13 protein-coding genes are annotated in these 14,533 nt (G+C 41.4%); 9 read left to right on the top strand and 4 right to left on the bottom strand.

All coding sequences use genetic code 11. The features are described 5' to 3' along the window. Window positions 1-114: 114 nt before the first annotated feature. Both QNI29_RS02660 and QNI29_RS02665 read left to right on the top strand, forming a co-directional pair. Window positions 115-513 carry an OsmC family protein gene (locus QNI29_RS02660; protein ID WP_231419278.1) on the top strand — a complete coding sequence of 133 codons (399 nt, stop codon included), beginning with the start codon at window positions 115-117 and terminating at the stop codon, window positions 511-513. Between the two features lie 184 nt (window positions 514-697). Further along, a complete protein-coding gene (locus QNI29_RS02665; protein WP_231419279.1) occupies window positions 698-1,507 on the top strand; it encodes a YfkD famly protein in 810 nt (269 codons plus the stop codon). Between the two features lie 120 nt (window positions 1,508-1,627). Here QNI29_RS02665 and QNI29_RS02670 read toward each other — a convergent pair whose 3' ends face one another. Beyond that, entirely contained in the window at window positions 1,628-2,512 is an 885-nt protein-coding gene (locus tag QNI29_RS02670) for a mechanosensitive ion channel family protein (RefSeq protein ID WP_231419280.1), read from the bottom strand. Between the two features lie 145 nt (window positions 2,513-2,657). On the opposite strand from QNI29_RS02670, the gene QNI29_RS02675 reads away from it, so the two are divergent. The 4 genes from QNI29_RS02675 (at window position 2,658) to pdaA (ending at window position 6,859) form a co-directional block, all read left to right on the top strand. Continuing rightward, window positions 2,658-2,804, top strand: a complete 147-nt coding sequence (locus QNI29_RS02675; RefSeq protein WP_231419281.1) for an SE1561 family protein — start codon at window positions 2,658-2,660, stop codon at window positions 2,802-2,804. A gap of 349 nt (window positions 2,805-3,153) precedes the next feature. Beyond that, the gene (locus QNI29_RS02680; protein WP_231419282.1) at window positions 3,154-4,242 is read left to right on the top strand and encodes an AimR family lysis-lysogeny pheromone receptor; all 1,089 of its coding nucleotides are present in this window, start codon (window positions 3,154-3,156) and stop codon (window positions 4,240-4,242) included. Window positions 4,243-4,557: 315 nt separating this feature from the next. Further along, the gene (locus tag QNI29_RS02685; protein WP_231419283.1) at window positions 4,558-5,877 is read left to right on the top strand and encodes a Na+/H+ antiporter family protein; all 1,320 of its coding nucleotides are present in this window, start codon (window positions 4,558-4,560) and stop codon (window positions 5,875-5,877) included. Between the two features lie 211 nt (window positions 5,878-6,088). Beyond that, window positions 6,089-6,859, top strand: a complete 771-nt coding sequence (gene pdaA / locus QNI29_RS02690) for a delta-lactam-biosynthetic de-N-acetylase (RefSeq protein WP_231419374.1) — start codon at window positions 6,089-6,091, stop codon at window positions 6,857-6,859. Between the two features lie 28 nt (window positions 6,860-6,887). On the opposite strand, the gene QNI29_RS02695 is transcribed toward pdaA, so the two are convergent. Both QNI29_RS02695 and QNI29_RS02700 read right to left on the bottom strand, forming a co-directional pair. Further along, complete coding sequence (locus tag QNI29_RS02695) at window positions 6,888-7,511, bottom strand: class I SAM-dependent methyltransferase (RefSeq protein ID WP_231419284.1); 624 nt, start codon at window positions 7,509-7,511, stop codon at window positions 6,888-6,890. 11 nt (window positions 7,512-7,522) lie between these two features. After that, window positions 7,523-7,924 (bottom strand): VOC family protein, encoded by a 402-nt coding sequence (locus tag QNI29_RS02700; protein ID WP_231419285.1) that lies wholly within the window; start codon window positions 7,922-7,924, stop codon window positions 7,523-7,525. Between the two features lie 153 nt (window positions 7,925-8,077). On the opposite strand from QNI29_RS02700, the gene QNI29_RS02705 reads away from it, so the two are divergent. The 3 genes from QNI29_RS02705 to QNI29_RS02715 all read left to right on the top strand — a co-directional run bounded on the left by QNI29_RS02705 (window position 8,078) and on the right by QNI29_RS02715 (window position 12,952). After that, window positions 8,078-8,947 (top strand): DNA-3-methyladenine glycosylase family protein, encoded by an 870-nt coding sequence (locus tag QNI29_RS02705; RefSeq protein ID WP_231419286.1) that lies wholly within the window; start codon window positions 8,078-8,080, stop codon window positions 8,945-8,947. 142 nt (window positions 8,948-9,089) lie between these two features. Beyond that, window positions 9,090-10,529 (top strand): glycogen synthase, encoded by a 1,440-nt coding sequence (locus QNI29_RS02710; protein WP_231419287.1) that lies wholly within the window; start codon window positions 9,090-9,092, stop codon window positions 10,527-10,529. Next, on the top strand, window positions 10,529-12,952 hold the full coding sequence (locus QNI29_RS02715; RefSeq protein ID WP_231419288.1) for a glycogen/starch/alpha-glucan phosphorylase: 2,424 nt from the start codon (window positions 10,529-10,531) through the stop codon (window positions 12,950-12,952). The genes QNI29_RS02710 and QNI29_RS02715 overlap by 1 nt, the downstream gene beginning before the upstream one ends. A 332-nt stretch (window positions 12,953-13,284) precedes the next feature. Here QNI29_RS02715 and QNI29_RS02720 read toward each other — a convergent pair whose 3' ends face one another. Further along, the gene (locus tag QNI29_RS02720; protein ID WP_231419289.1) at window positions 13,285-14,520 is read right to left on the bottom strand and encodes an Ig-like domain-containing protein; all 1,236 of its coding nucleotides are present in this window, start codon (window positions 14,518-14,520) and stop codon (window positions 13,285-13,287) included. Between the last annotated feature and the right edge of the window lie 13 nt (window positions 14,521-14,533).

The following is a 14,533-nucleotide window of genomic DNA, read 5'->3' on the forward strand; positions in this document are numbered from 1 at the left end:
GCTGTAGCACAGTTATGAAGGGTAAATGTAAGCAAAATACGTTATCAATCCCTTAAGATCGGTTACACTATAAGTATCAACGAATTTAACTGTATGGATAAGGAGTGAAGCTTAATGACACAACTACAATTTCATTTGAAAAACGAAGGTATTCGTACCTCAACAGAATTCGGTCAATTAGATATTTCACCAGATGAAGAAAAAGGGTTTCGCCCATTCCAGTTAATGGTGTCTTCCATTGCGAGCTGCAGTCTTTCTGTATATCGTAAGATTCTGGATAAGCAGCGAGTTGGATATGAGGATATTCAGGTAACGGCTGATGTGACACGTAACGAAGCAGAAGCGAATCGTATTGAGAAGATTCACTTGCACTTCGTCGTGAAAGGCTCTCACCTAGATGAAGCAAAGCTTTCAAAGAATCTGGAGCTATCCAGCAAGAATTGTTCAATGGTTCAGTCCGTAAAAGGTAGCATTGAGATTGAGGAAACGGTTGAAGCGATTGAATTAAATTAAGTTGAATTTTTAAAGAGCTTTACTGCCAAAGAGCAGTGGAGCTCTTTTTTTATATCTGTTGGAAGAAATGCTCCCGTTTTTCCTACATTGAGGACTTCTTTTGTTCAATGAAAAATAGCGCAATAGATGCATACAAACCCTGATCGACGATCAAACTAAGCAAAAATCGAAAGGAAAGTGACCGATGAAAATAGATATGAAACAATTCCTTGCTCTTATTGTCGCTATTGTTTTACTTGTTCCGGGGTTTGCAAATGCTGCTGAGAAGAAGGCGCCAGAAGGAAACCAAGAGGAAAGAGGGAAAATCCCAAGTCATGTGTTAAATATCTCTAAAGAGAATACCTACCCAAATTCAACACAAGACCAAATGACGTTAGAGCCAAGTGAGCTAACAAGAGAACTGATTGAAGGGTCAGAAGTAAAAATTGAAAACCCTCAATTGATTAAGATGTTAAATGAAACGAACCTACGCCCCTCTCCTGTTGCGATTGGGTATCGTGGGATGATTTATATGGGACATTGGCCCCTTCAATATGAGTCGCAAGAAACAAGCATCAACTGGCAGTATCAAAAGATTAACCAAAATCAATTAAACAATCTAGGTGGAAAAGAAACGCAAAAGCTTAATTACAATCAAGAAGCTGAAAAGCACATTAAAGGTGGGTTAACAGCTAAGATTGATAAGACTGAAGATATCAAGAAGATGATGCTTCTTGAAGCACAAGATAACACTGACTTACCCCTTTCTTTCCATACCGTATTTGGTAAAGGAACAAAGAAAGACAATTCATACGGCATCCCGCCTAAGAAGATCGGGACACTAAGTGCATTTGCACCAGCCGTAAATGAAAAAGGTAAAGTTACGTTCGGTGAAGTTTACATTGAGCTTAAAGGTTCAAAGAAATACCTGGTCGTTAAAAACGTAACCAAACAAGGAATCGGAGCCTGGATCCCAATCCAAGACCACATCTCCTTCAACTTTAGCATCCAATAACTTTAGCATGATAAAGCGTGCCAGACACCAAGCGTTGCTTCACAGTGATAAAGGGTGTCTGACACGCGGTAGTTCTTTGCAGCATTAAAGAATGCCTGCCCCATGTTTTGGGCAGGCATTTTATTGGTTTTGTTCAGTGGATGGTGGTGAGGGGATGTCGATGTGTTGGAGTGACATTTGAATACCAGCATCAAATAGGCGCTCTGCAATCATCCTTCTGGCCTCTTTCGCTGCGGTCCAGTAGACAAGGTCTTCTGTTAATCCGACAATGGTATACTCGTACCCTCTGTGGTCTTTATTTAGAGAAGTCATTCCGTACACTTGGAAAGGTTGAATTGGTTTATCGGTTAAATCTTTCTTGAGGTATTGTCCAAGTTCCTCATTAAGCTGTTCGCACGTTTCTTCTAAGAGGGAGAAGACGCGCTTAGGGTCTTCTGTGAAGCTGACTGTAATGGCTTCAATGACACGCATATGGTCTATATTATAGTTTTGAATAGAAGATACTTGTCCATTACTGATTGTCAGTAGTTTCCCGCTCCACTGCCTGATTTTTAAGAAACGTAGTCCAATGTCTTCAACCGTTCCAATAAATTTGTCGTTAATCGAGACAAAATCACCTTTGTGTAACTGCTTCTCATAGATGAAGAAGATACCAGAAAGTATATCCCGTATAAGACTCTGGGCACCGAAACCGAGAATAATACCAATCACACCAGCCCCTGCCAGCATACTGCCAACAGGTACGCCGTATACCGAGAGAACATAAATAATAATTCCAATGGTAGCTGTATAGGAAACGATAGAATTGATCATCGATTCAAGCGTCTTTTCTTTTCGTTCTTCTATGAAAGATGTCCGGTCAAAGAAGGATCTAATTGACCGTCTTATGAATCGAACGCCGATGAAAACGAGCAGAACGGCTACAATTACTTGAACAATTTTATAATCAAATATTTGAATGAATGTGTCATACCAGCCTTGTGCATTGCTTACCCAATCGTTCATAACCAAACCTCCGTCATGCCTTATAATGGCTCTATTATAGCATGGACTGAAGAGAGGCTCTATAAACGCTCGGCGCCATTAGACAAAATACGACTTTTCTAATAGGATAGAGCTACATGAATTCAACCGAAAAAGGAGCGCACCCATGAGTAACGAAGCTAGAATTGACGAACTGAAATTACGTCTGAATACATTCATGACAAAGATTGACGAGTTAGACCCTGAGCATACATCTGTTGAAGATGTGGATCGTTTAATTAAAATGCTAGAAGAATTAGAAGATCGTATGTAGGGAAGAGGCACCTTTTAAGGTGTCTTTTTTTATAGTCATATAAGGAATTACGTGCGTGGGTATAATCGACCATGTGAGTAAAGGGAGAAGTTTTAGGGTACTGATGTAGGAGGGTTTGTAGATTTTCTTGATTTTTCTATAAATTCTTGATTTTTAAACATTTAGAATGGTAAAAATTCCATTTTTATATTAAGATGATAACTAAGATAGTTAAAGAGAATCATTGACAATGTAGAAATGTGAAAAAGGACACCGTATAAATGAACCTCATAAAGCAACTAGAATTCCGGCATCTTGTTTGAAGACTATCAGATGTGAATTCAATCTTCTATATAAGGGGATTAAGCATATGCGAAATGAAGAAACCGGTCCAGTCTGTTCTTCTGAGCAATTAGAATCGGTCCGGCAGCTAGTGGGTCCTGATGAACCCGCGCTGTTTACCGTGTTGCAGCAGTTAACTAAGGAATACGATGAGATCACGACTATACAGTTAACGAAAGAATTTTGTTTTCATTGCCAAACTGACGAAAATAAGCGAGTCGGTTTGGAGTATTTGTATATGAATGGATTGCTAGACGAAGTACAAGAACTAGTTAAAATAAATGAAGAATCAGCAAATCAAATTAATCGGGAGTGGGCTTATCTCTATCAATTCTTCTTGGATAGAAAATTGAGGAATGCTGAGATTGATGACTTTGAGGCATTCTTCTCTAGATTTCAGACTTCAGACCCAGAGTTAGAATGCTTGATAATTTTCACTAAGATTTACGTGCACTGTGACAAGTTCGATTTTAAAGTTATAGATAATTATAGAGGGATTTTAACTAAACAGTTATTGAAAATAAATAATACTTTGTTAAGAATATACTTTCAGTTAAGGGAAAATGAAATGTTGTTCGTTCACCATTTTAAACGAAATGACATAGAGGCAGCTAGAAACTATGGGCGAAATTTAATAGAAAACTCTTTAATAAATTATGCAAAAAAATGTTATGTTACTGCTAATTTAGCGGAAACTTATGTATTTGATGATTTTGAAAAAGCGAAAGTATACATCAAAGAGGCTAAAGACATAGCCATTAAGTACGATTTATCCTACTTTCTAGGGGTAATTAATAATAGAATTGTGCCTTTTATGCATGCGGTAAACAATGATTGTGACGGTATAGAAACTAATGATATACCTGAAGCGGCGCATTTAGAAGCGGTAAAAGGTAACGCTGAAGAGGCGGTTCGTTTATTGAATTCTCTAGAGGAACTAACTCCTTATCAAGAGTATTATTTAGGTTTAGCTACAGGGGATGAAAAAGTATTATATAACTCTTATCAAAGGCTGCTGAAGGAAAAGAAAGATTTTTTCTTCTCGAAGCTGCCGTTAAGGGAATTGCAAAAAAGGGGGTGGAATAGCATTGAAGAAGAGAACGCTAATGCTCATTAGTGCGGTTGCAATAGCAATTACACTTCAAGTAGGACATGCGGATTACAAACAAAATAATAGTGTAGAGACTGCACCCCAAATTATTCAATTTAGTGATCCAGATATAAAAGGTATGGGTTAATTATTATTCAGCTAAGGAAGCATCCCAATGCTTCCTTTTTTTTATTCAAAAACTATCAGATATTCCCACCTCCCTTTTTTTAATCAAGAGGGTTGATTTTTTTGCGTTAGTCCTTTACCATATTAAATTGTTAACGAACTAATACGATGACGTAAAATATATAAATTCTTGAGGTTTTAGGAGGTTCATAAATCATGCTTGCTTGGTCAGTGGTTGTTTCGGTTCTAGTTATGACTGTATTAAGTCTGCTCAGAGTGAACGTCATTATTGCTATACTTGCTGCCGGACTTACAGCAGGTCTAATGACAGGAGCTAGCTTAACTGAAACATTGGATTTAATTATTAAAGGTATGGGAGGACAAGCGGAAGTCGCCTTGAGCTATATTTTGTTAGGAGCTTTTGCCGTCACAATTGCCTACTCAGGTATTACAGGAATTCTTGTTCAGAACTTATTAAAGGTGATGAAAGGGAAGCGATCCATTCTGCTACTTGTTATTGCAGGTGTCGCATCTTTATCTCAAAACCTTGTGCCGATCCACATTGCTTTTATTCCAATTCTCATTCCGCCTTTATTAAAGCTCTTTAACGAAATGAAAATCGACCGACGTGGTGTAGCAACAGCATTAACGTTTGGTTTAAAAGCACCATATTTAATGATTCCTGCTGGATTCGGTCTGATTTTCCACAAAACCATTCAGGACTCCATGAAGGAAAATGGGGCAGCCGTCTCTGTTCCAGAAATTGCTCAAGCTATGCTTGTTCCTGGATTAGGGATGATTGTTGGTTTACTCATTGCGGTATTCATAACGTACCGTAAGCCGCGTGACCCGAAGGAAGTTATTCATGTTGATTCTGAAACAGCGGAGGTCGCAGCTACTGAAGAAAAGGCTGAACCATTTGGCTTCAACCACGCTTTAACTATCCTGGCGATTCTCTTTGCTTTAGGCATCCAGTGGTATACAGGAAGCATGGTGTTAGGAGCGCTTGTTGGCCTTGTTTCAATGTTTGTCTTCCGTGTTGTTCCTTTCAAACGAGGCGATCAAGTTGTCTCTGAAGGAATCGGAATGATGGGGACGATCGCGTTTGTGATGTTAATTGCGTCTGGATTCGCGAATGTCATTCAGAAGACAGGAGCTGTGAATGCCCTTGTTGAGCAAACATCTGGGCAACTAGGGGATAACAAAATGGTTATCGCCTTCCTTCTTCTCGTTGTAGGACTTGTTATTACAATGGGAATTGGTTCTTCCTTTGGTACTATTCCGATCTTAGCCGCTCTTTATGTACCGATTTGTATGGCAGTTGGGTTCTCTCCACTTGCTACAGCCGCGCTAATTGGTACAGCCGGAGCGCTCGGGGATGCAGGTTCTCCTGCTTCTGACAGTACACTTGGCCCGACATCAGGCTTAAATGCCGATGGGCGTCACAACCACATTTGGGACACATGCGTACCAACATTCATACACTACAACATTCCATTGTTTGTGTTCGGTTGGGTCGCAGCGATTATCTTATAAATCAATACATGTTCCATTAGCCTGCCCCGCTACACCGGGGCAGGCTTTTTTATGCTTTAAAGAAGTACAGGGTGTCAGACACCCTGAAGATCTTTACAGCGCTAAAGGGTGTCTGACACGCTTTAGTTCTGTGATGTATATTTCGTGGGTGGTGATGGAGACTAATGTAAAAAGGTGGTGTGTGCTTGTGAGGATTTGTTTACTCATTAGTATGGTAGTGATGAGTTTGTTGTATGCTCCGGATGTGAGTGCTCACGGTAGTTATGGGTGGGGATTCAGTAGAGGCGGTGAGGGAGAGGCGCCTGATGTTGGGAAATATGGTCCTTTGCTTGAGAAGTACGGTGGGTATTACATGGATAAGACCGATGAGAAAGTGGTGTATTTAACGTTTGATAATGGATACGAGCAAGGATACACGGATGAGATTTTAGATGTGCTGAAGGACAAAGAAGTACCGGCCACGTTTTTTGTGACAGGGCATTACGTAAACAGTGCTTCGGACCTTGTGAAGCGAATGGTGAAGGAAGGCCATATAGTCGGCAACCATTCCTGGAGTCATCCTGATTTCTCCAAAACGTCTCCCGAGAAGATTAAGAAGGAATTAAAACGGGTCGAAGATGCTGTGGCTAAGATAACAGATCAAGACTCGATGCAATACCTACGTCCGCCTAGAGGGACGTTTAGTGAGAATAGTCTTGCTGCTACTCAAGAATTAGGCTATATTACGATGTTCTGGTCACTTGCCTTCGTTGATTGGCATACAGATGGACAAAAAGGGTGGGAGTACGCATACCGAAGTGTGATGCAACAAGTCCACCCAGGGGCCATTATCTTATTGCACACCGTTTCAGAAGATAACGCGCTGGCTCTTGAACATATGATCGATGAGCTTCATAAGAGAGGCTATACATTTAAAAGCTTGGATGATCTCGTGTTAAAACAGATGTTACCTGATCCGTTGCAGACGCTATCAGGACTATAAAAAATAGCGAGCCTTTACTAAAGGCTCGCTATTTCTTTAAGGTAATACAAGAATAGCTCGTTTCTACTTCCATAAAATTAGTCTCGTGTACACGTTGATCATTTTGAAAAAACGTTTTTTCACGTTCGGAGGAAGATGGGAGGGGCTGAACTTGCCACTGATCTTTGATCTGCCATTTTGTTTCTTGCCATTCTTTGCTCCATACCTCTGGGAAATGGGGGAGAATTTTGGTTTGACGCTCGGCCGAATGCATGGCTTCCTGTGCGATGAAAAGGAGACCCTTGTCATTTAGGACACGACTGACTTCGCTTAATACTTTAGGGCGGTCAAATAAGTGCCATACCCCAAATGCCACCACGATATCGAAACTGTCCTTTTCAAATGGGAGGTGCTCTGCATCTCCTTTGCGATAAATAATCTTTTCATTTTGGCTTTTGGCCACTTTAAGTTTCTCCTCAGAACGATCAAGCCCTGTAACATGCACTTGATGTTGGGAGAGAGCGTTTGTGAACGAGCCGCTTCCGCATCCTAGAACTAAGACGTTCTTGTTAACGAAACAGGTGCCATTTCTTTCACACGTTTGAATAAAATGATGATATCCTTTGGGGGAATCTGGATAAGAATGAACCGCCCCCATTTGCTCGGAGCTCATGAAATCAACTCCTATTCATTTGCGTGGTTCGTGGAACTCATGGATAGCCAGTGCTCATCAGGATCTTGGAAGTAAAAAGCTTTCCCGCGATCGGCTTCTTCAATATTGGTTACCGAGAGGCTCACATCGTGGAAGAAGTGATGGCAGGCATGAATATCCGTTGTATAAAAATCTATGACAGGATTGTGCTCAATATTCTCGTTTGAGTTAGAAAAATATAAAGGTGAAACCTGATCTGTTTCCGTTAATTTAATGGTTGCTGTTCCCTTTTCGCCGAAAGAAAGGTAACAAACATGGTCTTTCTTCTCTACTGTGTGTAGCCCGAGTATTTCAGTATAAAACTCTTGTGACTTGTCCAAGTCTGAAACTGGGATTTCAATGGTTGCAATTTTAACGATTAATTTGTCATCCATTATGTTCACCTCTTCGCATTGTTTACGTTCTGTTGCTTTTTCTTTTCCTTTTTTAAGGGAAGGGTAAACAAGAAAACCTTATTGATTTACAATAGGAAGGTTTTTAGGTAGCGTAATAAGAAATCAGATCGTCGAAGAAGGGAGAGGGTTCAGGTGTGGGAGGAAACCGTTCGGTTATCAACCCCTTATGATTTTGACTATACGCTGATTCGCTTTAGTCTTGATCCATTAAGTCATTTAAGCAAAGAAGAAAGATGGGTTCTTATTCCTGTACAACTAGGGGATGAACAACACGTTGTGCATGTGGAAGCTAGAGGAACAAGAGAAGAGCCTGAGTTTGTCATTAGGGGCGACTCCGAGGATAGAAAAAAAGAGTTGCTTCACCGGATCCATGATTTATTTCAGTGGGATATTGACCTTGGGGTGATTCAAGAGCACTTTATGCATACGAATCTTGCTCAATTATTTACTGATCACCCTCATACGCCGATTGTCAAAGACTATCATCCTTATGACTGCCTGATGAAAACGATTATTCATCAGCAACTCAATATGAAGTTTGCCTATACATTGAGTACTCGGTTTGTGAAGACTTATGGGAATGAAATTGATGGAGTATGGTTCTATCCAACCCCTGAACGTGTAGCAGATATTCCGTATGAAGAACTTAGGGAGCTACAGTTCAGTCAACGAAAAGCGGAATATGTAATCGATACCTCGAGGAAGATTGTTAATGGAGAGCTAGACCTAAATGAGCTCACTGGGCTTGGGAATGAAGAGGTCATGAAGAAGCTCACGAAGATCCGCGGGATTGGCCCCTGGACAGTTGAGAATTGGCTATTATTTGGTGCAGGACGAGCAGACTTTTTACCAAAAGCTGATATCGGGATTCAAAATGCACTGAAGCGATACTTTGAGTTAGAGTCAAAGCCAAAGCATGACCAAATAGATGCCATGAGTCCAGAGTGGACCCCATACAAAAGTTATGCCTCACTTACTCTATGGAGAAGTATAGAAGGATAGAGAAAAGCCTGACCACAAGCGTGGTTGGGCTTTTTTATGCTACCGGAAAAGCGTCATGTTTCTTCAACCTGTGCATACATTTTTCTATATGCCTTTTAGACTGTTAAGCGTCTGTTAGAAGATGAATGTAAGGAGAGGGAATATGAACGTATTACACATTGCTTCAGAATGCATGCCTTTTTGTAAAACAAATGAAGTAGCTGACCTTCTTGGGTCCTTACCGAAGGCCCTTCAAGAGAAGGGTGTTGAAGTAAGTGTCATACTCCCTTTATATAAAGCAATTCCATCTCATTTCCGTACCGTGATGGATACCAGGGCAACATGCCGTGTCAGGCTAGGATGGAGAGAGAAGGGTTTTCATTTGAAGGAAGCCGTGTTTGATGGAATCCGTTATTATTTTGTCGAACAAGAAGAGTATTTTGGTGAGGAAGAAATTTACGGAGACCCTCAGTCTTTTCATGAAGCTGAGCGTTTTGCATTCTTTAGTCAGGCTGTTCTTGAAGTATTACCAGAACTTAAGCATAAGCCTGACCTCCTCCATTGTCATGATTGGCGAACAGGCTTTATTCCGTATTTGTTGAGTGAAGCCTATTCCCATGATCCTTATTATGACTCGTTAAAAACCGTCTTTACCATTCATCAAATGAATGAACAAGGTGTCTATCCTTCTGGAACATTCCATGATCTGATGGGGTGTGAAGAAGCGCGGTGTGAATTCTATGGAGGAGTGAACGTCACGAAAGGAGCTTTAGTTTACAGTGATCATCTAACCACTTTGAGTGAAACGTTTGCTTCTGAGATAGGGGACCCTTACTTTGGGTGTGGGTTAGACGGCGTGATCAGAGAACAACAAGCTAAGCTGACTGGAATTCAGATTGGAATGGATGGTTCGGTTTATGACCCTTATACTGACCCGTCTCTTGTATGTCATCCTCCTCTGAAAGAATGGAAATCAGTTAATAAAAGAGTCCTTCAGGAACAGCTTCATCTGCCCGTCAGAGAAGTACCGGTCTTTTTGTTGGATACTCCATTAGTGGGGGATAAAGGAATGGACCTTATCGTACATGTCTTCGATGAGATGATGGAAGAAGACGTACAAGTTCTTGTAATTGGAAAAGGAGATCCAATATTCGAGGAGAAACTAAAGGCTTTTGAAGAGACGTATAGAGGGAAAATGTTTGTTCATTTAGGTTCAGATGAAGAGTTGTTGAGGCAAATGTATGCGGCTTCTGACATTTCTCTGTTGCCCTCTAAGTATGAACCAGGGACTAGTAAAACTCTCATGGCTTTTCGGTATGAAGTAGTGCCCCTTGTTCGGGAAACGGGTGGTTTGCGAGATACGGTCGTGTCTTTCAATGAATTCACAGGGGAAGGAACCGGATTTTCTTTCACATGCTACAACGCTCACGACATGCTTCACACATTCAGAAGGGCGCTTCACTTCTATGATGACCCATTACTATGGTGGCGCATTACTCAAAATATCAAAGCTTGCGATTGCGGATGGCATCAACCATCTGCCGCATACGTAAACTTGTATCAAAAGCTTCTATTATATACTGACCAGGAGGTGCGGTTATAATGTTTCGAAACGTGGATGCTTTTAAAGACGCTTATCTTGAGAGGCTTGTGAACATGCATGGAAAAGGAGTGGAGGAGACGACACTCGCTGATCAATATATGACGCTTGGGTCAATGGTTCGGGAACACGTGAGCCGAAGTTGGATTACGACGAACAACCAATACCGGGATAAGGGTGAGAAGCAAGTCTATTACCTGTCTATGGAATTCCTGCTCGGTAAATTATTAAAAAGCAATTTAATGAACCTTGGCATCCGTGAGTTGTGTGAACAAGGGTTAGAAGAATTGGGGATCGATTTAGACCGAATTGAAGAGCAAGAACCAGATGCAGGACTCGGAAATGGTGGATTGGGGCGTCTTGCTGCAGACTTCCTCGATTCGATGGCTTCCCTTCGTCTTCCAGGGCACGGGTGCGGAATTCGATACAAATATGGCTTGTTTGAACAAAAGATTGTCGATGGTTATCAAGTAGAAATTCCGGATTATTGGCTCAGAGAAGGAAATGTGTGGGAGCTTCGGAAATCTGATAAAGCAGTAGAAGTTCGCTTCGGAGGGCGTGTTACTTCTTATGAAAAAGACGGGGGTCTGACCTTTGTTCATGAGGATTACGAACCGGTTCTGGCTGTCCCTTACGATATGCCTGTAGTAGGCTATCAAAACCAAACGGTAAACTCTCTTCGCTTATGGAGCGCAGAATCGGCGATTAAAGATTTCGATTTCAACCAAATGAATGACCACAACTATCATCGTCTTATAGAATACAAGAAAGCCACAGAAGCCATATCCGAATTCTTATACCCTGATGATTCTACAGAGGAGGGCAAACGACTTCGGTTAAAACAACAATACTTCCTCGTATCAGCCAATCTTCAAAGTATTCTGTGCCGATTCAAAAGAATGCACAATGACTTATCGGAGCTTCCTAACAAAGTCGCGATTCATACAAATGATACTCATCCGGTCCTGGCGATCCCAGAGTTAATGCGCCTTTTAATGGATCAGGAAGGACTAGGTTGGGATGAAGCGTGGTCCATTACAAAGAAAACAATCTCTTATACGAATCACACGCTTATGGCAGAAGCGCTTGAGAGATGGTCTGTTGATTTGATGCAAACGCTTCTCCCGAGGATCTATATGATCATCGATGAGATCAATGAGCGTTTCTGCAAAACGCTTTGGGAAACATATCCCGGGGAGTGGGAGAAGATTCACCATATGGCTATTATCGCGGATGGGTATGTGAATATGGCGAATTTAGCTGTGGTTGGAAGCTATAGTGTGAACGGTGTATCGAAGCTTCATAGTAATATCTTAAAGAAAGAGTTGATGAAATCATTCTATGAGTGGGCTCCTCATAAGTTTAATAATAAGACAAACGGCATTACTCATAGACGATGGCTTATGTATGCGAATTCGGATCTGTCTAAAGTCATTACAGAAGCGATCGGTTCAACTTGGTTAAAAAATCCGAGTGACCTTATGAATCTGCAGCCTCTTACAAATGATCCGGCCCTCCAAGAGGCAAGTGCTTATGTAAAGCGCCATAACAAAGAAAGGCTGTCGAATCATATTGCTGATCATTACGGTATTGCTGTGGACCCTGACTCGATCTTTGATGTACAAATCAAGCGGATGCATGCGTACAAACGTCAGTTATTAAATGTGTTTCATATTATGGACCTTTATCATCGCCTTAAAGAAAATCCGAAGGCAAGAATTACGCCGCGAACGTTTATCTTTGGAGGGAAAGCGGCTCCTAGTTATCACTTAGCCAAAAGTGTTGTGAAGCTGATTCATACCATTGCGGATGTCATTAACAATGATCCTTCTATTGACGATCAAATTAAAGTTGTCTTTATTCGAAACTACGGTGTATCTGATTCTGAGCGGATCATTCCTGCCTCTGATATTAGTGAACAAATTTCAACAGCCAGTAAGGAAGCTTCAGGGACGGGGAACATGAAGTTCATGATGAATGGGGCTGTAACAATCGGGACCCATGATGGAGCTAATATAGAAATGGCTGAAGCGGTAGGGGAGGAGAATATCTTTTTATTCGGTCTCAAACCGCACGAGGTGCTGTCTTATTATGAAAAAGGTGGCTACCATGCAAGGGAGATGTACAATCAAGATCCTAGGTTAAAGCGGATACTAGATCAACTGATGAATGGAACGTTTGTAAAAGAGGATGTCGACTTTAAGTCGATTTACTATAGTCTGATTGACCATGATGAATTTTTCGTGCTGAAAGATTTTTCTGCTTATATTGATACGCAGCAGCGTATTGCAAAAGCTTATGCGGATCAACAAGAATGGCGTCGTATGAGTTTGCATAATATTGCTCATTCCGGGAAGTTTTCGAGTGATCGAACGATTCATGAGTATGCGAGCGGTATCTGGCAGCTTGAGCCAGTCTTTATTTAACTGTCCTCCTATATAGTGGACTCGGATCTAGCGAGAATGTTTCCTTTAACTTTAGTTGAGTATAAGGTGGGCCTGGAAACCACTCGCTTTCCTGTGGGGAGCTGGTGAGCCTCCTCAGCCGGCAAAGCCGGCCTCCGGGGTCTCACCTAGGCTCTTCTGCCCACGGGAGTCTCGCAGTTTCCAGGCCCACCTTTGCCGTAATAGGAAGAAAGGAAACAAGCCATATTAGAATGTTGAATGTTAAACGTCTACGGCTCTATTCTTAAAAAATTTTTTCAACATCGAAGGTTCAACAAAAAAGGGATGACGCTTAGCGTCATCCTTTTTGCTCTTTACTGAACGGTAAAGGTCATTTGTATAGGTTCTTTGATGTCTACCCCTTTGGCGGATTGAATATCTTTGATGTAAAGGTGGTACGTGCCAGGGTCTAGGTCTTTTGTGGGGTTGATGGTAACGGCTTTTAGGTCATCGGTTAGTGAGACGGTGGAGCTTATGCCGACTCCGTTTTCACTTACGATATATAGGTTTCTTGGTGTGACGGTGTCACGTTCAATTTTCGTGTTAAATGAAACGGTCCAGGTTTTCTGTGGAGAGACGGCTTTGCTTGGTTGTAGGGATTCTTTCTTCAAGAAAACCGTTTGAAAGCTGTCGTCATCTCTCAGGTTTGCTGATGCGATGTATCCATTAATGCCGTTTCCTTTCACTTCGTAGGTTATGAAATGATTATCTCGTTTCTGGTCGTTTGTGAAGTGAGGGCCGCTTACAATGGTAAGTTGTGTATAGTAAGGAACTTCTTCAACAACGGGTGCTCCATCTTCAAGAGAAGTTCTTAGGTTGCCGTAAGCAGGGCTGAAATTTTCATTAAAGTTAGAAGCATTCATTAGGACCACGTTGTCCCCTTTAGAGAACATCTGGCTAGAGTAGGTGTTGGCTTGATCCCATTGGTAGTGCATGGTTGGGAATTTGAGTTCACCTTCTTCGTTGTAATTAAAGTCGAGTTCTGGAAGAGGAGAGATATTAATTAAGCTGCTCTTTTCGATGCGGTCATAAATCCCTTCCTGATAGGTTAGCCCAACTTGTTCAGATGGGTCATTTCTTTTTGAAGCACCGTTATAAGCCATGATTGGGAAATACCAGTGCTCCAGGATTTTGGGATTGCTTTCATTAATAGATGGGAGTCCTCTTTTGTCGTTTGCTTCCATCCAGTTCCATTTGTCTTTTAAGATTTCAGCGCCTATTTTTATGTTGTAAGCTGTATCGGTTTTAAGTCGATTCTCATCAACTTCACCGTCGTAATTGGTGACTTGCATGATCCCGATTCCTTTGTCGTTTGTTTCAATCGGGGTACCGTCTTCGTTAAACTGCATCATGCGGGTTTCTTCATAAGCAATAGCCTTTAAGATCTCTGGTGGAATTCCATAATCCAGTGCTGTTAAGGTTAAGATTTCTTTCTTTTCAGCCATCGTGAGTTCCTTAGATGTCGAAGGCTGAGCGGTAGCAGGGGAATAGGACATGACCATCAGCATCATAACCATAACCATCGATAGGGCGATCTTCCATGTTCTCAAGTGATAATACCTC

The organism is Pontibacillus chungwhensis, from assembly GCF_030166655.1.
Taxonomy (GTDB): Bacteria; Bacillota; Bacilli; order Bacillales; family BH030062; genus Pontibacillus.